We start from the raw sequence: 26201 nt of genomic DNA on the forward strand, positions 1-26201 counted from the left end.
CAAAATAAAGATATTTTTATATTTTTGTATTTATTGAGTTTATAAAACAGTCCGCCTGAACAGAGGGCCAAATGGTTCCGCTCAGACGGACAGGTGTTACACACCGTCTGCCGGCGCTTTGTGTTTGAATTGCTCCAGGCAGTCCACAATGGCATTGATCTGAAACGCAATGGTCTGCTGGGCCGCTTCCGGGGCAAAGAGGGGCAGCGTTTCCGGTATGGCCCGGCAAATGATCATGGCAGACAGACTCAGGTTGGTAAAAAGCCCGATTCTGGCCGGGTCTGCTTTGACCCCGAAACACTCCAACAGGCTGCCAAACAGCGCCCTCTGCTTGTCCCGAAAGGTCCGATAGCTTTCTTCCGACAGTCTCCGGAAAATCAGCCGCTGCTCCTCCACAGACAACACCGCGATGCCGTTTTTTTCACCATAGCAGCAGGTGTACAGAAATCGCCGAACGCCCTCCCGCCAACTCAGTTCAGGATCGTCCATCAGACTTTGGGCATAGGCTATGAGTTTGGGCTGCTGGAGATAGAGCATCTCCACAATCAGATCTTCCTTGGTGGGGAAAAAGGAATAGAAAAAGGTCCTGGAAATCCCCACCGCCGTATAGATCTGCTCCACTGTCGTGTGCTGGATTCCCTGCCTCGTCATCAGCTCCAGCCCCGTGGTGACCAGTGCCTGACGAATCTGCTTTCGTTCCTCCTCAGAGTAGGCGACTTTCGGCATTCCGCACCTCCCAGATAAAAACAACTTTTTATCTTTATCTTTATTTTATCATATCCCAACTGGATGTACAAGAAAAAACGAATCCACCGCCCCGGCTTACAAATTTGCCAGCACATATTTCAGCGCAAAGATCACTGCGATACCGTAGGTAAAGGCGGAAACCTCTCTTCCCTTTCCACGCAGCAGCTTGATGAGGCAATAGCTGATCAGGCCAAAGGCAATCCCGTCAGAAATGGAATAGGCAAAGGGCATGACCGCAATGGTGAGAAAGGCCGGAACAGCGCATTCCAGATCGTCCCATGGAATAGATGCAGCGCTGCGCATGGTAAGCACGCCTACGATGATCAGGGCAGGGGCCGTGGCTGCCGCAGGGATGATCCCAGCCACCGGCGCCAGAAACACCGAGCACAGGAACAGGACTCCTACCACTATGGAGCTCAGACCGGTGCGTGCGCCTTCCGCAATGCCTGCCGCCGACTCGGCAAAGGTGGTGACTGTGGAGGTACCCACACAGGCCCCGCAGCAGGTAGCCAGAGCGTCGGCAACCAGAGCCCGCTCGCTCCGCTTTTCCGTCCCTTCCTTCAGCCCTACATTGGCAGACAGGCCCACCAGCGCCCCCAGGGTATCAAAGCAGTCCACAATCGCGAAGCTGATGACCGCCGTCAGCAGCGGCAGCAGCCCTTTCTCCAGCACACCCCCCAGATCCATCTGGAACAGGACCGGCGCCAAAGTAATGTGTTCCATGGTCACTGTCTCGGGAATCTGGGTCACGCCCAACGGCAGGCCGACCAGAGTGGTGATTACAATCCCCAGCACCACCGCGCCCTTGACCCGGAAGGCCATCAGCACAGCGGTAAGCAGCAGCCCTGCCAGCGCCAGCAGCCCCTGTACATTCCACACCCGCTGTCCGTCTACCAGGGTGGACAGCTGCAGTGCGGGTACCGTGCCACTGAGGGTGATCACCTTTACATTGAGCAGTCCGATCAGCGCGATAAACAATCCGATTCCAGCCGAAATGGCGTGCTTCATAAAGTCAGGGATGGCACGAATCAGCTTTCCCCGCAGCGGCGAAAGGGTAAAGGCCAGAAAGAGCAAGCCGCTGAGCAGTACAATGGCCAGTCCCTCCTGCCAGGTATAGCCCATTCCCAGACATACCGTATAGGTAAAAAAGGCGTTCAGGCCCATCCCCGGCGCCTGCGCAAAGGGCAGATTGGCCAGCAGTCCGGTCAGAAAGCAGCCGATGGCCGCCGATACACAGGTGGCCACCAGCACCGGTCCCCAGAGGGACTCCGGCATAGCCGGGAAAAAGGGCTGGGCCTGAGTACCCACGTTGGCACACAGCGTATTGGGATTGACAAAAATGATGTAGGCCATGGCAAAAAAGGTGGTAATACCTCCGACGATCTCCCGCCGCACCGTACTGCCCCGGGCCGTAATCTGAAACCTTCTGTCCATTCGTTCCTCCCCTTCATCACACAATACTCCGCAGGAAAGGCAGGCCCTCTCCGCCTGCCTTTTCCACACACCTTCTTATCATACACTAGCCATTCCTCTGCTACAACCCTGAATGCTCCGCCCATACTCCGACCAGAAGCTAGCCAACCACTGTCGCCGATGCTGCCCGCCATTTTGCTTAAATTTTGTATGCGCGATTTACCTAGTTCCTTGACACATCATGATTCCAAGAGATATAATTATTGTCGAATTTTGGGTTTTCATGCGGAATTTTGGAGAGAAATGCAAAACCCTTTGCTATGTGTGTGATATAGGGCTGAACATAAGAGGAGGACACGTCCATGGGGAAAACTGCGCGCTTTTATCCCAAAGCCTGGGTCCAACGAATCTTATCCGGGCTGCTGGCAATGATTCTGTTGCTTTCTGCCGCAGTAGGAACGGCAGGAGCGTCCGGCTCGGCCAAAAACTCCGTCTCCCGCGCCATCGCCATTGTATTTGACAACTCCGGCTCCATGTACATGAGCGGAAACAAGGCCTGGTGCCGGGCCACCTACGCCATCGAAGTCTTTGCCTCCATGATGAATCAGGGGGATACGCTCCAGGTGTTCCCCATGTATGAGGTAACTGCCAACGGGAAGAGCTACACCAGCCAGTCCCCGGTAACGGTATCCGGCGGCAGCGATATCTCCGCCATCCGGGATATGTACACCCCCCACGCGGGAGATACCCCCATTGAGACCATCGGGGACGCCCATCAGGCACTACAGCGCAGCACCGCCGATGAAAAGTGGCTCATTGTGCTCACCGACGGCGCGGAGTTCTATGAAAATGGCGCCGGTCTGGGGTCTGCCACCTCCGCCCGACTGTCCGAAGTGCTCACCGAGTACAATAAATCGGCCAATGTGCTCTATTTGGGAATTGACTCCGTCGCAGTCATGCCCACAGTGACCAGCAACGGTCAGTATCAGTATTACGCGGACAAGGCGGCCAACAGCGCCGACGTACTGAGCAAACTGACCAATATGTGCAACATGATCTTTGGCCGGGACAAGCTGACCGCCTCCGGCAATCAGATCAGCTTTGATGTATCCATGAACAAGCTCATTCTGTTCGTTCAGGGGAGCAACATCAGCGGCGTGACTTTAAAGGATGCCTCCGGGGCATCGGTAGGCAGCCCCAGCCTGGAATACAGCCCCCGCTACAGCGAGAAGGGCGCCGGCAGCGGTATCGGCTCCGGCTCCTTCGGCATCGACAAAAGCCTGAGCGGTTATATCGCCATCTATGACACGCCTCTGGAGGCCGGAACCTATTCTTTGAGTTACTCCGGCGACGTAAGCAACGTCAGCGTATACTACGAGCCCGATGTGGATCTGGTGGCCCAGCTCACCGATGAGAGCGGCGCGGTCATCACCTCTTCCTCCGAGCTCTACCCCGGCACTTATTACATCAACTACGGGCTGGTGGACAAAACCGGAAATATGACCACCTCTGCCCTTCTGGGTACTACCAACTACGAGGTAACCTACACCATCAACGGCAAGGAGCAGACCGTTACCAGTGACAAGAGCGGCCAGGTGGCTCTGGAACTGAAAGAGGGGGACGTGCTGGACGGAAAGATCCACGTCTCTTACCTCAGCGGCTACTCCATTACCAAAGACAGCAGCCAATTGGGTTGGCCCTCCGGCGGTTTCCAGGTCACGCCCCGCCCCGCCGGTTCTCTGGAACTCAAGGTGTCCGGCAGACAGGACAGCTACGCGCTCTCCACTCTGGAGGATTCTCCCTGCCAGGTGCAGGTCTACTATGAGGGCTCCCAGCTCACCGGCGAGGCTCTGGAGCAGGTGAAATTCAACGCCGCGCTGGATGGTGGCAACGCCGGCTATGAGCTGATTCGGGAGGGCGACAACTGCGCTCTCTATCTGCGCTATGCCGGTTCGGCGGAGGCCACCGACTGCGGTGATTACCACATGACGTTGTCCGCCAGCTATACCGATGAATTCGGCGTCACGGCCCAGAGCAATGAGGCCGCCTGGGACTTCACCCTGGAAGATGACAGCTATCAGCTGGCCATGGAATTTGAAGGTCCCGGCTATTTTGTCATCGCCGACCTGGAGAACAGCGCCCCCATTCTGGTGAAGCTGTCCCTCAGCGGGCAGCCCATGACAGACGAGCAGCTGGCTGCCACCACCCTCATCGTGGAGGCAGACGGGCTGACCGTAACCCAGGAACCCCTGCCGGGAGAGTCGGCCTATGCCCTGCATATTGCAGGAGATGAACACGCCGTCTCCGGCAAGTACGGTCTCCGCGTCCGCGCCGTTACCAACGACCAGATCGGCCGGGAGATCTCGGCAGAGGGCACCAAGCAGGTGGAGCTGAGCACGTATCCCCTGTGGCTGCGCTACCTGATCATCGCCCTGATCATTCTGCTGATCATCGCCCTGATCCTCTTCTACCTCAGCCGCAAGATCCTGCCCAAGAAAATCACCGTCAACAGTGCACAAACCGTATTCACCGTAGACGGCGAGATGGTCCAGGGCGCAGCCAAATGCAACTACTCCGGCGGCGGAAAAAAGCGGGGCTCCATTCAGGTATCCACCCCCGCCTACTCCGGCTCACCGCTGGTAAAGGGCGGCTTTGCCCTTCAGCTTCAGGCCGTCACGCCCCGGCGGGTCAAATCCAATCGCCGCCGGGCCCTAGTCACAACCATCTCCCCTTCCAATACCGCCGCCCTTACCTCCCTTTCGATCGGCACTCATACCCTGGTCAAATCCGAGGAGGGCAACGAGATCATCTGGGTGCTGGACGGCAAGCAGATCCCCAGCCCGTCGGCCGCCACAAACTTCGAGATCGGCGGCAAACCCACCTGTACTTTCATCGGTGAAACTATCACAGGCGAATCCTTTACCCTGTCGGTCCAGCTCCAGTTCAAATGACTATCTAGTCCTTTCATAAAGCATCCATTCCAGCAGCGAGGAGTATGATACCAGATCATCAGGAGGGAATGACATGAGCAAAGAGATCATCAAGGAAAACGTCGTAGCTGCGCCCACCTTGTTTATCGGTGTTGGCGGTACCGGCTGCAACATCGTCAAACGGGTGGCCGAGAAGTGCCGCCCTGGCGAGAAGGAAAACATCAATTTTGTCTGTCTGGACACCAACGTCAACGACCTGTCCGACATTGCCAAAAGCAGCGCCCATATCTACTATGTCCAGACCTCCAACACCCAGACCGTGGGTGACTACCTGGACTACGATCAGGACGCCCTGAAAAACTGGTTCCCCAAGAACGCCGTCATGTACGACAAGACGGTTTCCGAGGGCGCCGGTCAGGTGCGTGCCATTTCCCGTCTGGCCCTCAACGCCACCATCAAGACCGGCAAGCTGAAACCGCTGTATGACGCCATTGACGACCTGTTCCGCAAGGACGGCAAGGCCCTCAAGCAGGCCATGCGTATTGTCATTGCCTCCACCGCCTCCGGCGGCACCGGCTCGGGCATCATCCTGCCGCTGTCTATGATCGTCCGGGATTATGTCAACACCAAATATCCCAACACCTCGCTGATCGTGCGCTCTGTGATCCTGCTGCCCGAGACTCTGGACAGCGTCATCGACTCCACCGCCGAGCGGGAGAGCCAGCGCCGCAACGCCTACGCCACCATCAAGGAGATCAACGCCTTCATGATGAAGGGCTCCGGCTTTATGGACGTGGGCGACAGCGATCTCAGCCGCTATAAGGATCTGCACATTGATTTTGCCAATCCCGGCACCAATGAGCTCAAGCGCCTGTCCCTGCTGCCCTTCGACTTCTGCTTCCTGATGGACGGCCAGAACGCCGAGGATACCACCATGGCAAACCTGGAGCAGTATAAGGCCCAGGCCGCCCAGGCCCTGTACGAGCAGAACATCGGCCCCATGCAGGCCAACGCCTTTTCCGTGGAGGACAACATCATCAAGGAGATGTCCAACCCCGGCAACCTGGGCCGCAACCGCTTCGGCGGCATCGGCGCCGGCGTGATCCGTTACCCCTATGAGGATATTGCCGACTACATCGCCTACGGCTGGGCCATGGACAGCATCGGCGGCGAAGGCGACGTGGCCAAGTGGTCCAAGTATGACCACGCCTATGATGTGGCCAAGCAGGACGCCATCAAGAAGGGCCTGTCCCAGAGCGAGATTCCCACCCGCGGCGAGGTATATACCGGCAAGCTGCGTACCGCCACCGATAACTTCTCCAAGGATCTGAACGCCCGTTTCCTCAACGACGCTGACAAGCGGATCAAAAACTTCTTTAAGGCCGTGGATGAGGAAATGATCGCCTCCCTGTCCACCGACTCCGCTATCCGGGCCACCCGGGACGCCGCCAATGCCCTGGCCACCGAGATCGACTATGAGGACGAAAACAACCGGGGCCACGCGGTGGAAAACAAGGACAAGCTGCGCAACTATGAGGCCATGCTGCGCTCCCGGGCCAAGAAGGTGGCCGCCAACGCCGCCGAGGCCCTGTTCATGAACGAGAACAAGACCGCCAACGAAAAGCGCCCCTGCACCCTGGAGTTCCTGCTGAAGAACGCCTTCGGCGAGGTGTGCCACCCCAACGCCGCCCGCTATATGCTCTATCAGGCCAAGATCGAGATGGACAAGCGGGTACGCACCACCACCTCCACCCTGCACAACGTGATCCTGCCCCGGCTGGAGCTGTACGCCCCCGACGCCTACGACACCGGTATGTTCGATCACGAAAAGACCAAGCGGGTGGAGGCCAACCTGGACGATCTGTGCTCGGCGGAGCAGGACCCCGACAAGCGTAAGGCCATCCCCCTGTTCTCCGGCGGAGACAACAAGTTCTATGAGAAGCTCAACGAGCTCTTCCCCGACTATCACAAGCACATCCGGGAGTTCGGCGAGTGCACCGCCAAGCTGGAGGCCTATACCTTCGGTTCCGAGTACCTGGACGACCTGTGCAAGATGTATGAGAGTTTCTTCTTCTCCTTCGGCGATAAGGTGCAGGCCCTGGAGCGCCGGCAGGACGATATGGTGGACGCTCTGAAGTTCCGCAAGGGCGACTCCACCTACAATGTCTGCGCTACCCGGGACCTGCTCAACGAACTGGTACGCTCCACCATTCGCCAGAGCGAGGAGGGCTCCATGCTGGAGTCCGATCTCAACGGTCAGATCTTTGACGCGGTAAAGTCCAACGTGTCCTTTGATCGTGAGATCCGCAACGCCGACATTGTGGAGAACGACCGGAGCATCGATATTTTTGACGACATCCTGCTGGGCTACTTCAAGAAGGATGTACGCCGCCGGTGCGACGCCATCGACGTCAACATCATCGAGGCCATCGCTCTGGAGAACCGGCTTCTGTCCCGCCTGAAAATGCGTGAGGAGATGCAGGACAGCAGCAAAAAGCTCATCGACAAGGTGACCAACGAGGACAACGTCCGCCACATCTGCGAGGTCATCGCCATGGGCGAGCGTCTGGCAGCCCCCAGCATCCAGCGTCTGCGCAACGAGGAGGCCCGCGAGGTCAAGCTCAGCGCCTACAACAAGTCCCTGCTGGATATGCGGGCCTACCGCATCACCGACCTGCTGCCCAAGGGCTCGGCGGTGGACACCATCTCCCGCTATGAGCTGCACTTCTTCAACGCCCTGTACAACCTAACCCCCGATAAGCTGAGCAAGTTCTCCTGCTACAGCGAGTCGGAGACCGGCGTGAAGAACGCGGGACTGTACCACAACGCCTATGTGACCTATTCCCGGAATATCGGCCCCGACTCCACCAAGAACTCCCTCATCTCCACCCACATCGACAAGCGTTGGGACTCCCTGTCCGCCATGCCCGAGCTGGACTTTGGCTTCCAGGAGCGGCAGATGATGAAGATCCACCAGGCGCTGATCTACGGTCTGATCCACAAGGTCATCACTTACCGCTTTATTTCTACCGCCGCCGGCGGCAAAAAGGTCTACAAATATGAAAATTCCGACGAGCGCTATGTGGATATGATCGTCTCCAACGGCACCCTGTGCGACGAGTTCTACGAGATCCTGGACTCTCTGTACATCAGCCCCGCCGTGGTGGAAGATATGGAGAAGATCAAAGAGAAGAAGCGGGCCCGGGACAAGGTGCGCAACTCCAACTACGCCGGCACCACCTTTGCCAAGGACCTGGCGGAGTTCCATCTGGACATTCTCCACGATGGGGAGACCAGCCTCTTTGAGATCCCCATCGCCTACTACAACTCCCTGCCCAGCAGCCTGCGCTTTGTCAATGAGATCTCCGGCTTGGTCAATGCGGTCATCCAGACCTTTAAGGACGAGCTGGCTCAGTGGGAGAACCCCAACGACGCCAAGTTCCTGCTCTGCGACCTGCTGAAGAAGCAGTTCATGCTCATGGTGGACAACTTTGAGCAGTATAAGACCCTGAATCGTGGCGGCAAGGTGTCGGAGAATCCGGTGATCGACATCATCTACCGCCGGGTGCGGGCCAGCTTCTCCACCGCTCCCGAGCCCGACGACTATGAGCAGGCTCTGGAAGAAATGAGAGCCCGCCTCCGTTAACAGCTTTTGCGTGACACCGACTGAACAAAAGCTTGGTAAACGGAGGTGAGAGGATTTGTTCACAGTCGTGATCGCGGAACAGGAGCACATCGACAACATCAAAAAGTGCCGTGTATTCCTCCAGCCGTTTATCGACGAGACGCGTCTGTCGCTCTGTCCCTGGTTTCCGGAAGAGACCACGCTGGCCGACTCCGTTCCCAAACTGGCCCAGTGTGTGGCCGGACATCAGGAGTGGCGCGCCGTTGTGGTGTGTGACGAGCAGGGGTTGGACCATAAAAACCCCTTTGATATCGTTCCCTTCCAGATGCCCCCCTACGACCCCGGCGGGCCGGAGGAGGACGCGCCGCAGCACACCTATCTGGAGCGGCTCCGTCAGGCCAAATTCCAGGCCTTTGAACAGGCCGCCCGGCAGCCGCTGACCCGTCTTATGACCCACCTGTGCGAAAGTCCCCTGGTGACCCGGGGAAAAAACAACGCCTCCGACGACCCTGAATTTGCCGAGTATCTCGCCGAGAGCATCCGCAAGCAGGAACTGCGCCAGCAGATCATCGGAGAGGAAAAGCTGAATTTTTCCCGGCCACAGGAAGTAATCTGTATCGCAAAACGCACCTACTGTCCTCAGGAAAGCGATATCACCACCGCCTGGACGCCCAACGAGGACATCCAGTATTCCAGGTTCTACGACTGGAACCTGTACTTTGACAAAATGCGCTACCTGTTCTTTGACATTCTGCCCAAGGAGCACCGGGATTACGGGTTTGAGTATATCAAGTTCCTGTATGTCCTGCTGATCTTCTCCTGCAATGAGACCCCCTCCGGTGCCCTCAAGCCCAATCGGGTCTTTCGCCTGGGCTGTGAAAACAACGAACAGGCCCTTCGGATGCTGCTGGCTCAGTACGATGCCAAGCTGGCCAACACCAGCGATCTGCTGACCCAGCACATCCAGCAGATCCAGTCCACGGAAAAGGCCCGGCTCAGTGACCGGGACGCCAAGCAGATCTTCTGCGCCAACATCAACGTGCCGGTGCTGTTCTCCCAGGAGATCGACCGCACCGACCTCTATTCCAAGCCGGAGGAGCTGGGCCTGGCCACTGACTGCCCGGAGGACGAGGACAGCAAATGGACCGGCACCTATATGACCTCCCGGCGCACCCTGCAGCGGCTGCTCAAGCAGCCCCGGCGGGCCCTGAAGAGCGCGGTGACCGACCTGCGCAGGCTCAACCAGGTGGATCTAGACCGGGCCTGGAACCTGAATGAATTTCAGGTGGAAGATGTTCAGGAATACACCCACGAAGAGGAACTGAACATGGTGACCACCGACACCCCTGATTTTTTCCACATGGACAAATATGAGGGGGAGATGGAGGAACACAGCAAGGCCATCCACCGCAAGATCGAGACCCGTATGACCAAGGGAACCACCGTTGCGCTGGGTCTGACTGTGCTGGTCCTGTATCTGCTGGGCTTTCTGCCCCTGCTGCTGTCCAATTTCTCTGAGGATGAGAGCCGCTTCTGGACCCTCATCCTCATGGGCGGCGCCGCCGCTGCCCTGGTGGTGGTGGGCGTGATCTGCCTGTTCTGCCTGCGGAGCGCACTCCGGAAGCGGTTTCGGGACTACAACGATCTGATGGGCCGGATCTCTATGGATCTGGACCACTCCACGGCCCAGTACTCCCACTATCTCAGCCACGCCTGCAACATGATGCGGGGCTTCCAGGTCCTGAATTTCCGCAACCAAAGCGGCGATCCGGACAGTCAGAAGGTCCGTGTCCTGAAAAAGCACATGACGGACATCCGGCGGATCCGGGAGGAGCTGCGGGAAGTGTTCGGCGTATACGTGGACAGCTGGACCGTCGGCGAGGCGGAGCAGGTGGGCGCATATACCTATGACTTTACCCGGACGGTGGATTTCTCCTATCCCGTGCCCTACACCGAGGGTATGCGCCGTCAGATCGAGTTCCTCCAGCCCGGCAGCACCATCCAGGTGCCTGTGGACTTTATCAATCGCATCACCATCAGAAGGGAGGAGCTGTATGATTGAGACTATCATCCGGCTGGCATGGCTTCTGTTGGCACTGCTTCCCTTCCTTCTGCTGGCCCTTCTGAATAAAAAGGCCAACCTGAAACGGGCTGTCCGGGACCGACAGTTCCCTATGCCGGTAGTGACATTGGTATACTGCGTCCTGCTTGTCATTTTCCTGGGGTGGATCGACGAATGGATCCTCAGGCTGATCGAACTGCTGGCTGGACTCCTGACCAGTGCCGGCACGGAGCTGACTCAGGCCATGGACGGCGCCTTAAGTTGGCTGGGCGATTTGCTGCAAAATATGGGTGCGGCGCTGTCCCACCTGCTGGAAACGGTGGACCCCGCCTATATCCTGCTCTTTGTGGGCAATACCCTGATCCTGTTGGTTCACATCCTGCTGAAGCGGATTCTGATCTCCGTCTTCCAGGTGGCCTTCAAATCCGGCGGTAGTCTCCACGACCTGTGCGCGGAGCTCTTCTACGAGCAGGACGAGGAGAGTTCTTTCTGGTATGTCCGCAGCCACTTCGGCCAGGCCCGCACCTACCTGAAAACCATATACTATGCCGCCATGGCCCTGTCCGCCGCACTGGTGCTCTTCTCCTGCGAGCTCTATCGCAACGACCTGCTCTCTGTCCCCTTCTATCCCGTATTCGGCCTGCTGATTGTGGGCGAGATCTACTTCTTCGCGGATGGACTGGACCGCCAGGAGCTGACCAGCTATCTCACCGGCGAGGCGGACCACGCCAACAGCGTTACTAACTATGTCCTGCTCCGGAAGGTGCTCTCCAAGCTGTTTGGAGACAAGCTGGGGGCGGAAAATACCACCGTGGACTCCGGTCTGCTGGCAGCCCGGACCAACGACGCCCTGCTCCAGCAGCTGGAGCAGAGCGATGATCCCAAGGTGGAGGCCTATGGCCGCTTTATGCGGAAGAAAGTCCAGAGCGGCCTTCAGCTGGACCACAACTACCTGGCCTCCGGTCTGGAGCTTCTGCAGGAGCACAGCATTCTGTTCAATAACCCCTTCTACTACGATCTTATCCCCTATGTGTTCTACCCCATGAACCGGGTCATGCTCCGCCGCAAGAAGGTACTCATTATTTTGGGCCGCCACTCTGTGGAGGACGACATCATTGCCTGGTGCCAGGAAGGTTTGGCCTCCATCTCCAACATTCCGGGTATGTGGAACATCGGCGTGCTCTCCGACGCCCCCCAGGCGCTGGATGTGGGCATCATCAGCCGCTCCAGCGTCCACGACCTGGCTCTCCATGAGGCCAACGACGCCTTCTTCCAGGACGTGGAGTTCGTGGTGGTGGTGGAACCCTCCAAGCTGGTGACCACTGCCCAGATCGGTCTGAACTCCATCATGCGCCGCTGCCGCCAGGACGGAAAGCAGATCACCTTCTGCTCCACCGATAAAAACTGCGACGGCCTGGTGGACGCCCTGTCCCATATCCTGCTGTCCAGCTTCACCGAGGTGTCCGCCACAGAGCACCACAAGGGGGTCTCCTCCTATATGTGCTGGGACGGAGACGGCGACCACTTGCAGCACCGCCTGCTGCCCAACCTCTCCCGCTATCTGGGCGTAGGCACCGAGCTGTCCTTCGCCGCGCTGAAAAACCAGGTGCCTGTAACCGAGTGGTATGGCGGCGACAGTTTCCCGGTGGTGGATATCCACTGGATCGCCAAGCAGTACTACTATGATCTGCTGCACTATGCGGAGCTGCCCACCTCCCAGGAGGCCATGGACGAATACTTCCAGACCACCCCCAACCTGTGGAATGCCCGGATCCGGGAGAACCACTTCCTCACCGTAGAGGATGAGGGGAATAATATGTTCGAGATGAAGCGGCTCTTCTCCACCCGGGCCCGCAACCAGGGCTTTGTCAACATCATCTCGCCGGAGTATTTGCTCAAGGACTATATGCTGGAGAATGACGGCATTTTCAACGCTGACCCCAAGGCCATCCCCTATATAGTGGCCGACTATGCCTCCACCCAGCGCAATATCATCCTGCGGCTCTGCCTGCGGATGAGCACCGGGCCGGTCAAAGAGGCGGACATCCAGCAGGAGCTGATACTGGGAGACATGGACCAGGGAGAACTGCCCGGCAGCCTGTGGCATAACATCTGCCTGTACTGCGGCAGCCGCGGTATCAGCCGCACTGACAAAGCTGGCAACGAATGTCTGGTCTTCTCCCACGGAGCGGCTGAAACCGTCTTTGGGATCGATACCCTGCAGGTCAAAAAGAAATACTCCCTGGAGCAGGGCCGGATGGAATTGCTGTACTCCATCACAGATCCCAAGTTTATCTCCATCGTACTGGGCGATCTCCGCAACGCCGGCTACATCGCCGAGGACGAAAAGGGCGAGAAGCACTACCTGGGCGCGGAGCTGCGGGGCCATGTGTTCCAAAAGTACCTGCCCGGCCAGTTCTTCACCTTCGGCGGTAAGTATTATGAAATGCTCCGGGTCACCAGCGCCGGTCAGGTGCTGGTACGCCGCGCCGCCGACCACATCACCGGCCGTCCCGCTTACCGCCAGATCCGGAATTACTACCTCTCCAACGTGGTGGATTCCGAGGCCATGGGCGACCAGATGGACATCGCCGGGATGCACATTGTCCGGCAGTACGCCGACATTCGGGTGGAAACCCCGGCCTACTGGAAGCTGGATCAATACAACAACTTCGCCGGGGGAAGCGTGGTCTCTATCAACGGCGTGCCCAACCGGGTCTATCAGGCCAAGCAGCTGCTGCGGATTACCCTGCCGGACCGGGATGGTATGCTGACCAAGGAGATCTGCGGCACGGTGGCGCTCCTCTTCAACGAGATCTTCCGCACCCTCTTCGCGGAAAATCAGCCCTACATCGCCGCAGTCATGCCCGGTGAAGCTGCTGCTCCCACCACCTACAGCCTTCAGGGTGAAAACGGGACGGAGCTGGAGGACGGGTGCATCTACATCATTGAGGACAGTCAGCTGGACCTGGGCCTTCTGGTCACGGTACAGCGCAGCCTCAACCGTATCTTCTCCATACTCTGCGATTATCTGGACTGGCACATGGAGGCAATGGATCTAAGCATGAATCCCCCTCCCGCTCAGGAGCCCCTCGACTTTACTGCGCCTCCCGCCGAGGAAGAGCCGCAGCCGAAAAAGGGCTTCTTCAGACGGCTGTTCCAGAAGATCGGCAACTTCTTCCGGAAGCTGTTCCACCGCAAGCCCAAGGAAAACACCATGCCGCCTCTCATGAGCACCGCTCCGGGAGGCTTGGGTACCGAAGCCCCACCTTCCGACGATACCTCCGTGACAAAACAGCCAGAATCCACCTCTCCCCTCCCAGAGGAGCCGTCCGCTGACCACCCCGCCGAGGCAGAAGCCGCTGTTCCTGATGCTACCATCGAGGAGAGCTCCAACGAAGTGGTTTCCGATCAGGATGTTCCTGCCGAGGAAATTGCCGAAGATGCTGACCCGGCTCCCATCCAGGAGAATCCGGCTCCGATTGAGCAGGACACCCTCCACTTTGAGCCGGAACAGGTGCAGGCCGGCGGCGGAAGCCCCATTTCCCGCAAGCCCTACCACCTGCGCTGCTACCTGCTCTACGGCGGTACCCAGGTGCCGGAACAGATCGACGTACAGGGTACCAGAGATTATCTGGAGGCCCTGGGCTTCGGCAACAGCGAGCTCAAGCAGGCCCGGGCGGGCCGGGACACCGCCGAACGGATCGGCCAGGATATCCTGCGGGACGGCAGCCGTTGCTGCGACTTCTGCGGCGTAGAGCTGACCGGAACCGAGTATGAGATCCTCTCGGACGGCCGGGACCGCTGTATTACCTGCAGCCGAACGGCAGTGAAAACCGAGGAGGAATTCCGGGCCATCTACCAAACCGTGGTGCAAAACCTGGAGATCTTCTATGGCGCTAAAATTTCGGCGTCGGTCCGGGTGGAGATGGTCAACGCGCAAAAGCTCCATCGGCGGCTGGGCAAACGCTTTGTTCCCACCGGAAAGAGCGACGGCAGAGTGCTGGGCGTAGCCATCCGGGACAAAAAGGGCTATACCATACTGGTGGAAAACGGCGCGCCCCGGATGCAGTCCACCATGACCATCGCCCATGAGCTGATCCACATTTGGCAATACCTCAACTGGGACAGCAAAGCCATCCTGAAACTGTACGGCAAAGCCCAGGAAATCGAGATCTATGAGGGCATGGCAAAATGGGGCGAGATCCAATATGCCTACCTCATCGGCGAACGGGCTCTGGGCAAGCGTGAGGAGCTGCTCACCCGTATGCGGGACGACGAGTATGGCCGCGGCTTCAACAAATATCTGGCCCGGTATCCGCTCTCCACCGACGTGCAGCTGCCCGGTCAAACTCCTTTCACCGACAAGCAAAAGCCCCTTTAAGGTAGTGAAAACACACCCCCTGTACGGCAATTTGCTGTACAGGGGGTGTGTTTCTTTATCGTTGTAAAGCGCTATTTTTCCTGCTATAATGGCTTTGCCCACATCAATCAGAATGATGCCGCCAGCTGGCAGATTTGGAGGATGCGCTATGAAAAAAATGACCTGTGGCCTCTCCGCTCTTCTCCTTTGTCTGGGCCTTCTCTCCGGCTGTACCTCTCAGCCTGAGGCTTCCAAACAGGATACCATTCCCTTTGAGGACGGACAGTACTATGCCGTGGCCTACCTGGGATATCAGCAAATCGATGATCTGGACTACTATGTGGAGCATTATCTGGATCATGACAGCCTGCCTGTTCACTATCTCTCCGCCGGAGACTACTATCTGGTGATCCCCAGATATACGGGTATGGAGCTGTCCCTGTACCGCAACGATCTAGAGACCTCCCAGCCCATTCTGATCTACCAGGACCCGGATTGCCAGCCCTTTATCCTCCAGTGCAACGCCAGCGATATCTTCGCCGACGCTACCATCCGTCTGACCTACAAGGACGAGACGGCAGAGTTTTCCCCCTTCATCTCTCTGAAGGACGGCTCTGTAGACATTGGAACACAGGGACTGGATATCACCAAAGATTCATAAATGGAGGCCTGCCATATGACCAAAAACGACGCTTTTCTGCACCTGAACGATCCGCTGCCCGCAGACATTGCCCGCCGGAAGGAGATGGGCGACCTGGCAGGCGCCATCCGGCTCATCGACCAGCGTTTGGCCAGCCGCACCCAGCCTCTTCTGGCTCTCCGCCTGGAGGCGGAGCGGCTGCGGCTGACCCGTCTGCCTCACGACTACCCCTACTCCCGTGCCGAGGCCCTGGCTATGATCCGCGCAGAGTGGCCCCAGTGCACGGAGGAACAGTTTGACACTCTGGTGGACCACGGGCGCATCGACTGGCGCATGGTTGACGGGGAACTGCGGTGTCAGGAGCGATTCCTGGAATCTTTGCGTATTTACCCCAGAGAAGCCCCCGGTCTCATACAGGAGCCCCAGGATCACTCCGCCCGGGACGCCGTGTTGGCCAAGATGGAGGCTGAGGGTGCCCTCACCGCCCGCATCACGCTGCGGGCCACCATCCGCTCCCTGGTGCCGGTGACCAGGCAAGAAGTTCAGGCCTGGCTGCCCATCCCCGCCGCCTGTCCCCAGCAGAGCCAGATTCAGATTCTGGACCACACCCCCGGCGGCATAGCCGCTCCGGAATGTGCCCCTCAGCGCACCATGTGGTGGCGGACGCAGGGGGTGGATACATTCTCCGTGACTTACCGCTATCTCATTTGGGCCAAGTATACCGATCCCATGGCGTTGCCGCTGGACCCCGTTCAGCCCACCTTCGATCTGGAGGAGCAGGCTCCTCACATCGTCTTTACCCCCTATCTGCGGGCACTAGCAAAAGAAATCTGCTGGGGGTGCTCCACACCGGCAGAAAAAGCCCGGGCTATCTATGACTATGTGACCGGCCAGGTAGACTATCGCTACCAGCCCGCATACCTCCAACTAGACTGTATCGCCGACCAGTGCGCCAAGACCCTGCGGGGAGACTGCGGCGTATTTGCCCTGCTTTTCATCACCCTGTGCCGCATCTCCGGCATCCCCGCCCGGTGGCAGAGCGGCCTGGCCGTCCGGCCGGACAGTGTTGGCCCCCACGACTGGGCCATGTTCTATCTGGCGCCCCATGGCTGGCTGTGGGCAGACTGCTCCTTTGGCTCCTCGGCCCGGCGCAATGGAGAGACCGAGCGCCGCCGGCACTACTTCGGCAGTCTGGACCCCTGGCGCATGGTGGCAAACAGCGCCTTCCAGGCGTCTCTGACGCCACCCGTGCAGGATTGGCGGCAGGACCCCTATGACAATCAGGTAGGCGAACTGATGGTGGGCGGCCGGGGACTGGATGCCTCGGAGCGGGAGACCAGTCAGGAGCTTCTGGAGTTTGAGCTGCTGCCCGGAGAAACCTGATAGGCATCCTACTGTCGGAGGACTCATCCGACCTTCCGGGCCATTGTAACCAGGACCCCGCTCCTTGACAGGCTTCACCTAAAACGATAAAATGATAAAAAAAGGAACTAAGGCGTGGGAAAGATGAAGGTTACACCACAGGAAAAAACCATATTGGACGCGGCCCTGGAGGTCGTAGCAAGGGAAACCATCAGCCGAACCAGGATGCACCTGATCGCTGAAGAAGCTGGGATGTCCCAGTCCAATCTGCACTATCACTTTAAAACAAAAGATGCACTGATGAAGGCACTCTTCTGCATGATTCAGGATACGTTTACAGAGCGCCGCAAGCAGGATGCTGTGGATCCGGACACACCCGTTGAAAGTCAGATCGCGCATTTCTTCCAGGAGCCCAGACGCCTGTTGGACGAAGACTGGCGCTATGAAACGGTACAGATCGATTTCTGGCTGTATGCTCATACAGAGCCGGAGATGCAGGAGTTGTTTGACGAGAGTTATGAGGGCTGGCGGGAACAGGCCATCCGCCTGATCGCGCAGGCTTATCCCGAAATTCCCGCCGAAACCCAGCGCGCACTGGGCTATATTATGGTATCCATGTTCGTAGGCGCCGTCATGCAGATTATGAATCGTGCCGACTTTGATTTGGATCGCTATTTTGAGGTATGCACAAATTTGATCCTTCTGGAGCTAAACAAGCTGCATCAAGCAGGTTGATTGGTTCCTATACAGAGAGCGCCCCCGGAAAGAGATTCTTTCCGGGGGCGCTTTTATCATGCCTGTACAGTTGATGGAGCGGTGTGAAGGTATTCCATGAGCATATCGCAGCAGAGGGACGCATACAGGTCCAAATCTACTGTCAGCTTGGAATTCAGCACCTGAAGGGACTCTCCCATCATCATGGAAACCATGATATGAGCCAGAAGGGCGGCCGTTTCTGCTTCTACTGCAGGATCATACAGACGAATGGTTTCTGCAATATGCTTTCTCCAGATCTCATAAGACTGATAGAACTCCTCGTTGATCTCAGGATCCACCCGTCCCATGCACCAATAGTCAAACTGTGTTCTGTCATATTGAGGTTCTTCCTCAATAATCTGCTTTTTCTGCTCAAAGAAACCAGCCAACTTATCTGCCAGGGTATTGGAGTGTTGGTTGAGTACCGCCTCTCGCTTTTCTGAAAAGTTTTTCTGGATATAGCGCAGCAGGGCCAGCAGCAAGTCCCGTTTTGTCTTGAAATAGTAGTGGAGATTGGACTGCACCACTCCGGCCTCCTCTGCGATCAAACGCATACGGGTCCCGTTGAGTGTTTCCCTGTCTACCACCTCAAACGCCGCAGCCAGGATCGTTTCTTCCATAGGATTATATTCCATGATCGGCATCCTCTTTTCTGCCATCCATTTCGTATCATCAGTATATCAAACCGGTCGTAAAAAATCAAATCCATTAAGCTGACTGACTAGTTGATTTATTCTCTGGGATGTGATATATTTGCCATACACCGGCACAAAACCGTCAGAAATGGAGGATCATTATGGAAGTCATCAAGTGGAGCGCCAACAAAATGCCCAAAAGCGGGGACCAGCAGCTGAGCGTCATGGCTCTGGATGAGGTGCAGCGGGCCCGCAGATTTCACCAGAGTTTTCCCCAATACGCTGTTACCCCTCTTGCCAGGCTTTCCCGTATGGCCGGACAGCTGGGGCTGAAGGATGTGTTTGTCAAGGATGAGTCCTACCGGTTTGGTCTGAATGCCTTTAAAGTCCTGGGCGGTTCTTTTGCCATGGCCCGGTACATTGCCAAAGAACTTGGTAAATCTGTAGACGAGATGAGCTATGATTACCTGACCAGCAACCAGCTCAAGCAAGAATTTGGACAGGCCACCTTCTTTACCGCCACAGACGGCAACCATGGCCGCGGTGTGGCGTGGGCTGCCAACCGCCTGGGACAAAAGGCCGTTGTCCATATGCCCAAGGGCAGCAGCAAGTCCCGCTTTGACAACATTGCCCGGGAAGGTGCCAAGGTCACCATTGAGGAGGTCAACTATGATGAATGTGTGCGTATTGCCGCCGCCGAGGCTGCGGAAACCCAGCGCGGCGTCGTAGTGCAGGACACCGCCTGGGATGGCTACGAAGAAATCCCTGCCTGGATCATGCAGGGCTACGGAACCATGGCTATGGAGGCCGCCGAGCAGCTCAAGTCCCTTGGCGCCGCCCGTCCCACCCACATTTTTGTGCAGGCGGGGGTAGGCTCCCTGGCTGGTGCAGTGGTAGGCTTCTTCCACGATCTCTTCCCCGAAAATCCCCCCAAAACCATCATCATGGAAGCCCAGGCTGCCGACTGCCTCTACCGGGGTGCCGTAGCAGGTGACGGACAGCTGCGTACCGTGGACGGCGATCTGCAAACCATTATGGCGGGCCTGGCCTGCGGAGAACCCAATACAATTTCCTGGGACATTCTGCGCAATCACGCTTCCTTCTTTGTCTCCTGCCCGGACTGGGTGGCTGCCAAAGGTATGAGAATGCTGTCCGCCCCCTGCAAAGGCGATCCCCAGGTGGTTTCCGGAGAAAGCGGCGCAGTGGGAATGGGCCTGCTGGCCACTTTGATGGAGAACGCGGAGTACCGCGAGTTGCGGGAGGCGATCGGCCTTGATGAAACCTCCAGCGTACTTCTCTTTTCTACCGAGGGCGACACTGATCCCCAGCGTTATCGCGATATCGTATGGAACGGGGCCGATGTCTCCGTCTGAATGCCTAAATTTCTTTTGATTTTTTTGTCCAGAATAGAAGATTGACACAAAAAGAGCTTTGTCATATAATGAGCACAGAAAATCTGACTGACTAATCAAACTAATGCGAGCCACAGGCTCGTTTTAAATTGCCTTAAATTTGATCAATCAATCAGTCTAAAACGGAGGGAAATATTATGGTAACTTCTATGGGCGGCAAGCATCTGATCACTCTGCAGGAATGGACCAACGAAGAAATCGATACCTGCCTGGACACAGCTTATGATCTGAAACTGAAATTCGCTCGGAAGATCCCCCACGCAAGCCTGCGGGACGAGACCGTATTTATGATGTTCTTTGACGAGTCCACCCGTACCCGCAACTCCACCGAGGCCGGCGCCACCCAGCTTGGCGCCCACGCCCACTTCCTGGATGCCAGCAAGATGCAGATCCAGCACGGCGATTCCGCCAAGGATACGGCAATGATCCTCTCCAGCTACGGTCACGCCATTGCCTGCCGTCACTGCGGCTGGGGCGTGGGCAACGCCTACATCCGTGAGATGGCCAAGTATTCCAGAGTGCCCGTTCTGAATCTCCAGTGCGACCTGTACCACCCCATGCAGGGTCTGGCCGACCTGATGACCATTCAGGAGCATTTTGGCCGCACCAAAACCCAGGGCCTGAAGGTCTCCATCATCTGGTGCTACGCCACTACCCACAAAAAGCCCATCTCTGTGCCCGTCACCCAGGCGCTGCTCTTCCCCCGCTACGGGATGGAGGTCACCCTGGCCTATCCCGAGGGCTACGAGCTGCCCGACTGGGTGATCGCTCAGGCGGAGGAGAACGCCCGGAAGAACGGCGGCACCATCCGCATCACCCACAACATCCGTGAGGCCTTTGAGGGGGCCGATGTGGTGATCCCCAAGAACTGGGGCAGCTGGTACGCCGACAGCAAGAAGGCTCCCACCGATGAGAAGCGCGAGGGCAACACCACCCTGACCCAGGAGGAGCTGGAGCGTCTGGCAAAGAATAAGTCCTGGAAGTGCACCCAGGAGCTGATGGATCTCACTTCTGAGAACAGCATCTATATGCACGCGCTGCCCGCCGACCGGGTCAACGAGGTAGAGGACTCCGTCATTGACGGTCCTCACTCCATCATCTATCAGGAGGCCGAAAACAGACTGCATACAGTCAAGGCTGTTATGGATCTGACCATGGGTGGCAGACGCTGAGTAAAGGAGGAGTTTTCATGGATATCTCCACGAATGCCGCCGGGCTAAAGAGACCGCATTCTGCACACAATGCGGGAATCAGATCAATGTACAACAGAGCATCTACTTATTAAAAACAGCAGAGCGCGCCCGGCCTGATCATGCGCAGGCCGGCCAAACGAACCATACTAGAACTACTACATCCCAGCGACCGGGAACGAGCGGCTGAAAAGCAGGTGATGGAAGCAGAAACACGGCAGAAGGTCTCCGACTGGCTTCAAATGTGTTCTACTGAGCAGGATTTTTTGATGCTGCGTAAAAGGATCCTGGACATGGCACTCTCTGAACGTGAAAAAGGGATGCTTTTGTCAGTTCTGGACGAAATGACGAAGCAGAGGTTGAAGGACACTCTGAAAAAGGCCGCCGACTACAAAAGCAGCCTGGAATCGCCTGTGACCGGAATCATCGGTGCTATCGTTATCGCAGCCATTGGCTTGGCTATCAACTATTTCTTTTCCATGAAGTGGCCGGGCATCGTGTGCATGATCCTTGCTGTCCTTGCGCTTATCGGCTTTATCTCGGATCATTTTGATAAAAAGGGAATGGAAGAAAACAAAAAAGCCGCCGAGCTGATTGAGGAATATCGCAAACAAGGTTACAAATTATAAAGTTCTATCCTAACATCATTTTTGTACCTACTATTATAAAAAGCGAATAATCAAAAGATATGACTACAAGAGCCGATCAAAAACAGATGTGTCAAACGTGTTTTCCCTCTCCAAGTAAGCAATAAGGGAAACCATAAGGGAAAACAATCCGCAAAAGCAAAAAAGAAATCCTGTAACCCTTGTGGTTACAGGATTTCTTCGTGGTACGCCCGAAGGGACTCGAACCCCCAGCCTTCAGAACCGGAATCTGACGCTCTATCCAATTGCGCTACGGGCGCATCTGACACGTTCTTTTAACGTGCCAGATTATTATAGCAATCATCCCCCTGTTTGTAAAGAGTTAATTTTGATTTTTCCTAAAAAACTTCCAGTCAGCTCTTATTTACACTGCCCCCAGCAGCCTTGAGGCAGTGGCTGTCAGCAAACAAAGGCAGATTCCCAGCGCTGTTGGGATGACCACAGCCAGCACCGTCCATCTTACACTGCGTGTTTCCCGCGCGATGGTTAGGCAGGTGGTGGAGCATGGCCAGTGGAACAGAGAAAACAGCATGGTACACAGTGCTGTGGTCCAAGTCCAGCCGTTTACCACCAACAGTTCCCGAAGAGCCTCAAGGCTTCCCGTATCTTGTAAGGTTCCAGTGGACAGATAGGACATGAGAATGATGGGGATCACAATCTCATTGGCAGGGAAGCCTAATATAAAGGCCATCAAAATAGTGCCGTCCATGCCCAACAACCGGCCGAAGGGGTCCAGAAAACCAGTGCACCAGCCCAAGATGCTGGTTCCTCCTACAGTAATGTTGGCACATAGCCAGATCACCAAACCAGCGGGCGCGGCAACGGCGACCGCCCGCCCCAATACGAACAGCGTACGGTCCAGCACCGAACGTACCAGAATCTGCCCCACTCTGGGGCGGCGGTAGGGCGGCAGCTCCAGGGCGTAGGCCGACGGAATCCCCTTCAGCAACGTATTGGATAAGAGACGAGATATGCCGAAGGTCATAACCACGCCCAGCAGAATGGCCCCGGTGAGCAGCAGTGAGGATACCATTCCCTGCCACAACCCTCCTGCCGTACCCACAAAAAACATGGTGATCAGAGCAATCAGGGTTGGGAATCGCCCATTGCAAGGAACAAAACTGTTGGTAAGGATGGCTATCAGCCGTTCCCGGGGAGAATCGATGATGCGGCATCCCACTACACCGGCGGCATTACATCCGAATCCCATACATATAGTATATATAATAATGCAAATAAAAACAGCCCTTCGGAAGTCCAAAGGGCTGTTTGCGTTTATCATTCTTTAGATGACATATTATCCCCCGCCTGATCTACTTTGGACTCCAATGCCGCAATCATTTTTGTAAGCCAGACCGGGATGGGCGCCCCCAGAGCGCCGGCGTTCTCAATAATACTGCCCGCCTCGGTGAGGATGTACCAGATGACCACCAGAGGGCAGAGCAGCACCGTGTAGGTGAATGGCAGCTCCACTCCGGGCACGTTGCCCAGCAGATGGCCAATAACTGTATCGAGAATGGCCGCCACGATGACGGCTACCACGCTGCCCAGCTTGTGCCAGATGCCGTCCCTAGCCGACTTGCTGGACCACTCCCCCGCCCGCAGGGCGGCAGCGGAGCCGGTGGCGTAGTCGATGAGCATACAGCCCACCCAGGCCACCACTACCCAGCCAAACCAGCCCCACAGGGCGGTGAGGGCGGCACAGAGGGCGGCCACTGCCGCCTTGAAGGAATTGATATGCTCCATGTCAGGCTCCTTTCTCCGGCAGCAGCCCCAGCCGGTCCAGCACCACGGCGGCCTCCTGCCGGGTCAGCCCGTCACGGGGCCGGGTGCCGTCGAAGATCCCGGCGGCTACGGCCTTGCTCCACGCCTCCTTGGCCCAGCCGTCCGGCTCATTGGGCTGCCCGCTCTCCTGGTCCGGCTCCTTGACCTCCAGCCCCAGATAGTCGCAGATCCCGGCGCAGGTGGCCTGGGCCAGCTTGTCCCGGTAGACGGTATCCTTCAGCAGGGCCAGGTCCTGGGCGTTGGTGTGGAACCCGTACTCCAGCAGCACCGCCGGGGCGGTGGTGGCGGCCAGCACCGTGTACATCTCGTGGGCCAGTCCGCTCCCCCACAGCACCACACCGGCGGCGTGGACGCGGTTGATGATAGCGGCCGCCAGCTTGTTCCGGGCTGCCGTCTCCGGGGGCGCGGAGGTGAAGGCCACAAATCCCCGGGCAGAACTCCCGGCGGCGTTGGAATGAAGGGAGACGAACAGGTCAGCCCCCGCCCGGTTGCTCACCGAGGCCCGTGCGGATTGGCTGGGATAATCGCTCTCTTTTTCCCGGGTGCCCACAACGGTAATGCCCTGTGTCTCCAGCAAAGGCCGCAGGCGGGTGTACATATCCCAGGTAAAGTCACATTCTTTGTAGGTCCCGTCCGGGGAGCCATTGACGCACCCAGGGCCGTGACCGGGGTCCAAACATACAATAGGCTTGCTCACAGGTTTATCCTCCTTGTCCTGCGTATCCGCCGTTTCTTTCTTTACATAAACGATGATGTAGTTGTGGCACTTCCGGCCATCACCTTGGATGGACTGTCCGTCAAACCAGCACTGGGCGGACCCGCCGCCGTCCCCCATGACGAAGGAGGTGCAGCCGTCAGCGGCCATGTCGTCCCGCAGGGCCTCCGGGGTGCGGGCGTCCGCTGTCCCGTCCTGGGAGGCGTACAGCCGCAGATAGCCCTGTTTCGTGCCGATGCCTGCCCTTCCACGCTTCCCGCCCTGGCCCTTCTTGTCGTAGCTGGGCTTCTCGATGGGGCCGTTGGGTCCGATGAGGCAGGTGGTGGACCAGAAGTTGTCCTTGGCATCCCGGTCCAGGGTCAGCATGATATCGGGTCCGCTGTCCCAGGCATAGCCGTAGGAGCTCCACGGCTTGGGAGAGATCCATTCCCCATCCGCCTTCAGCAGCGGGCAGGCGGAGCCGTCAGCGTTCCACATCCCGCCCGTGACAACGTAGACTTTGCAGTCCGGCCGCTTGGCCTGGGCCTGGGCGGCCACCTGTGCCACGGAATAGCGGAATTTGTTGACAAACAGTTCTACAGAGTCGATGGATGGGAAAGGGATGTCGATAATCAGAGCGTTTGCCATTCGGTCTCCTTTCTCAGATGGGAGTTGGTGCCTTTTTAGATTGAAGCGGTGAACGTCGTGTCTCCGTAAATATAATAGACTCCAGTGATCAGAGAGTTGTAAATATAAGAACAATCTCCTTGGAAATCGTGGTAGCTTTCTCTTCCCCCTCCAAACTCGATATACACAATCTGCGGAATAGGTATCTGCACGGATTCATTGGTGCTTGTCACAAGATCATAGTTTTCGTCAATGTATCTTATTTTTCTCTCGGAATACGTATGTGGAACAACGAACGTAACCGTTGCCGTTCCAGCGAATCCGCCCCCACTCTCAATCTGCCCAATATTCGCCGCCATCTGCTGAAACGTGGCGTTTGCCGCCGTGGTCACGCCCTTGTCCGTGATGGCCTGGGCGATGGCTGACTTTCCGCTGGTGATGGCGGTAGGGTATGCGCTGAACACGTCTCCCACGGTACTGCCGCTGCCGTTGATGGCGGATTTCAGGGCGGCTTTTGTGCTGTTCAGCTTTGCCAGCTTATCCGCTGTAGTGTTTGCCACTTAGACCACCTCCCCGTTGATGGTGTCCAGAACGGTGTTGATGTTGCCTACAAGGTCGTCAACGTAGCCTTTGTTGGCGGCGTCCGTTTCTTTTACAGGGTCATTTACTCCGTTTATTACACAACCTTTTAAATCAAACGTAACATCGCCATCGGTTGTAAAAGAACCTGCAACATTTATTCCACTAGTATCAAATTTACCACCATCTATTCCTGTAATAGAAACAACTTGCAAATTGCCAGTTATTGTCCCGCCGCTCAGAGGCAGGAACGGGGCGTTCTGAAGGCTGACCAGCGCGGCGTAGAACTCTGCCTCAGTTCCGGTGTAGCCCGCCTCAGCAGCGGATTGATAAGCGGATTTTCCGGGCGATCCATCCGCACCTGCAGGTCCCTGCGGACCTGTCGGACCTTGTACACCCTGGATGCCCTGGGGGCCTTCCGGCCCCTGTTCTCCGGGAACACCTTTTTCGCCCTGCGGGCCTTGTGGGCCGGCCGGGCCGGCGTCACCCTTTTCGCCTTTTTCCCCTTGGGGACCCACAGGACCAGGCTCACCCGGATCTCCCTTGGGGCCCTGTGGGCCAGGCTCACCTTGTCCCCCAGGGTCTCCTTTGTCACCCTTTTCGCCCTTCAACGACGCAAGCTGCTCCGGGGTGAAATCATCATAAGTGAACGGTTCGCCCTTTTCGCCTTTCTCACCAGGCGCTCCTTGCGGGCCAACAGCACCGGCAGGTCCCTGTGGGCCGGTTTCTCCCGT

General features: G+C 57.2%; 16 protein-coding genes, 1 tRNA gene and 2 pseudogenes. 10 read left to right on the forward strand and 9 right to left on the reverse strand.

What is annotated here, in order from left to right; genetic code table 11:
* Positions 1 to 96 precede the first annotated feature (96 nt).
* Both B5G40_RS10585 and B5G40_RS10590 read right to left on the reverse strand, forming a co-directional pair.
* Positions 97 to 726, reverse strand: coding sequence for a TetR/AcrR family transcriptional regulator (locus tag B5G40_RS10585; protein WP_087399583.1), 630 nt, complete (start codon positions 724 to 726; stop codon positions 97 to 99).
* A gap of 96 nt (positions 727 to 822) precedes the next feature.
* The gene (locus B5G40_RS10590; RefSeq protein ID WP_087399584.1) at positions 823 to 2181 is read right to left on the reverse strand and encodes an NCS2 family permease; all 1359 of its coding nucleotides are present in this window, start codon (positions 2179 to 2181) and stop codon (positions 823 to 825) included.
* Between the two features lie 341 nt (positions 2182 to 2522).
* On the opposite strand from B5G40_RS10590, the gene B5G40_RS10595 reads away from it, so the two are divergent.
* The 7 genes from B5G40_RS10595 to B5G40_RS10625 all read left to right on the forward strand — a co-directional run bounded on the left by B5G40_RS10595 (position 2523) and on the right by B5G40_RS10625 (position 17877).
* Positions 2523 to 5111, forward strand: a complete 2589-nt coding sequence (locus tag B5G40_RS10595; RefSeq protein ID WP_087399585.1) for a hypothetical protein — start codon at positions 2523 to 2525, stop codon at positions 5109 to 5111.
* A gap of 73 nt (positions 5112 to 5184) precedes the next feature.
* Complete coding sequence (locus B5G40_RS10600; RefSeq protein ID WP_087399586.1) at positions 5185 to 8736, forward strand: tubulin-like doman-containing protein; 3552 nt, start codon at positions 5185 to 5187, stop codon at positions 8734 to 8736.
* 67 nt (positions 8737 to 8803) lie between these two features.
* Positions 8804 to 10777 carry a hypothetical protein gene (locus tag B5G40_RS10605; protein WP_206407229.1) on the forward strand — a complete coding sequence of 658 codons (1974 nt, stop codon included), beginning with the start codon at positions 8804 to 8806 and terminating at the stop codon, positions 10775 to 10777.
* The gene (locus tag B5G40_RS10610; RefSeq protein WP_087399588.1) at positions 10770 to 15161 is read left to right on the forward strand and encodes a hypothetical protein; all 4392 of its coding nucleotides are present in this window, start codon (positions 10770 to 10772) and stop codon (positions 15159 to 15161) included. The genes B5G40_RS10605 and B5G40_RS10610 overlap by 8 nt, the downstream gene beginning before the upstream one ends.
* A gap of 148 nt (positions 15162 to 15309) precedes the next feature.
* Positions 15310 to 15801, forward strand: coding sequence for a hypothetical protein (locus tag B5G40_RS10615; RefSeq protein ID WP_087399589.1), 492 nt, complete (start codon positions 15310 to 15312; stop codon positions 15799 to 15801).
* Between the two features lie 15 nt (positions 15802 to 15816).
* A complete protein-coding gene (locus B5G40_RS10620) occupies positions 15817 to 17163 on the forward strand; it encodes a transglutaminase-like domain-containing protein (RefSeq protein ID WP_164496950.1) in 1347 nt (448 codons plus the stop codon).
* 123 nt (positions 17164 to 17286) lie between these two features.
* Positions 17287 to 17877: a TetR/AcrR family transcriptional regulator gene (locus B5G40_RS10625; RefSeq protein ID WP_087399590.1), complete on the forward strand. Its 591-nt coding sequence runs from the start codon at positions 17287 to 17289 to the stop codon at positions 17875 to 17877.
* Between the two features lie 56 nt (positions 17878 to 17933).
* Here B5G40_RS10625 and B5G40_RS10630 read toward each other — a convergent pair whose 3' ends face one another.
* A complete protein-coding gene (locus B5G40_RS10630) occupies positions 17934 to 18518 on the reverse strand; it encodes a TetR/AcrR family transcriptional regulator (protein ID WP_206407230.1) in 585 nt (194 codons plus the stop codon).
* A 173-nt stretch (positions 18519 to 18691) separates the two neighbouring features.
* Between B5G40_RS10630 and dpaL the strand changes: the two genes are divergently transcribed.
* The 3 genes from dpaL (at position 18692) to B5G40_RS10645 (ending at position 21764) form a co-directional block, all read left to right on the forward strand.
* Complete coding sequence (dpaL, locus tag B5G40_RS10635; protein ID WP_206407231.1) at positions 18692 to 19906, forward strand: diaminopropionate ammonia-lyase; 1215 nt, start codon at positions 18692 to 18694, stop codon at positions 19904 to 19906.
* Between the two features lie 176 nt (positions 19907 to 20082).
* Positions 20083 to 21117: an ornithine carbamoyltransferase gene (locus tag B5G40_RS10640; RefSeq protein WP_087399592.1), complete on the forward strand. Its 1035-nt coding sequence runs from the start codon at positions 20083 to 20085 to the stop codon at positions 21115 to 21117.
* A gap of 140 nt (positions 21118 to 21257) precedes the next feature.
* Positions 21258 to 21764 carry a hypothetical protein gene (locus B5G40_RS10645; protein ID WP_143383403.1) on the forward strand — a complete coding sequence of 169 codons (507 nt, stop codon included), beginning with the start codon at positions 21258 to 21260 and terminating at the stop codon, positions 21762 to 21764.
* A gap of 201 nt (positions 21765 to 21965) precedes the next feature.
* Here B5G40_RS10645 and B5G40_RS10650 read toward each other — a convergent pair.
* The 6 genes and pseudogenes from B5G40_RS10650 to B5G40_RS10675 form a co-directional block, all read right to left on the reverse strand.
* Positions 21966 to 22042 (reverse strand) — tRNA-Arg (locus B5G40_RS10650).
* Between the two features lie 104 nt (positions 22043 to 22146).
* Positions 22147 to 23001: pseudogene (locus tag B5G40_RS10655) on the reverse strand (nucleoside recognition domain-containing protein); the annotation flags it as partial.
* Positions 23002 to 23060: 59 nt separating this feature from the next.
* On the reverse strand, positions 23061 to 23528 hold the full coding sequence (locus tag B5G40_RS10660; RefSeq protein WP_087399595.1) for a phage holin family protein: 468 nt from the start codon (positions 23526 to 23528) through the stop codon (positions 23061 to 23063).
* Between the two features lies 1 nt (position 23529).
* The gene (locus B5G40_RS10665) at positions 23530 to 24909 is read right to left on the reverse strand and encodes an N-acetylmuramoyl-L-alanine amidase family protein (protein ID WP_087399596.1); all 1380 of its coding nucleotides are present in this window, start codon (positions 24907 to 24909) and stop codon (positions 23530 to 23532) included.
* 35 nt (positions 24910 to 24944) lie between these two features.
* Positions 24945 to 25448 carry a hypothetical protein gene (locus B5G40_RS10670; protein ID WP_087399597.1) on the reverse strand — a complete coding sequence of 168 codons (504 nt, stop codon included), beginning with the start codon at positions 25446 to 25448 and terminating at the stop codon, positions 24945 to 24947.
* Positions 25449 to 26201 (reverse strand): annotated as a pseudogene (locus tag B5G40_RS10675) (collagen-like protein); the annotation flags it as partial.

Origin of the sequence: Flavonifractor sp. An9 (assembly GCF_002161245.1) — a bacterium.
Lineage (GTDB): Bacteria > Bacillota > Clostridia > Oscillospirales > Oscillospiraceae > Flavonifractor > Flavonifractor avicola.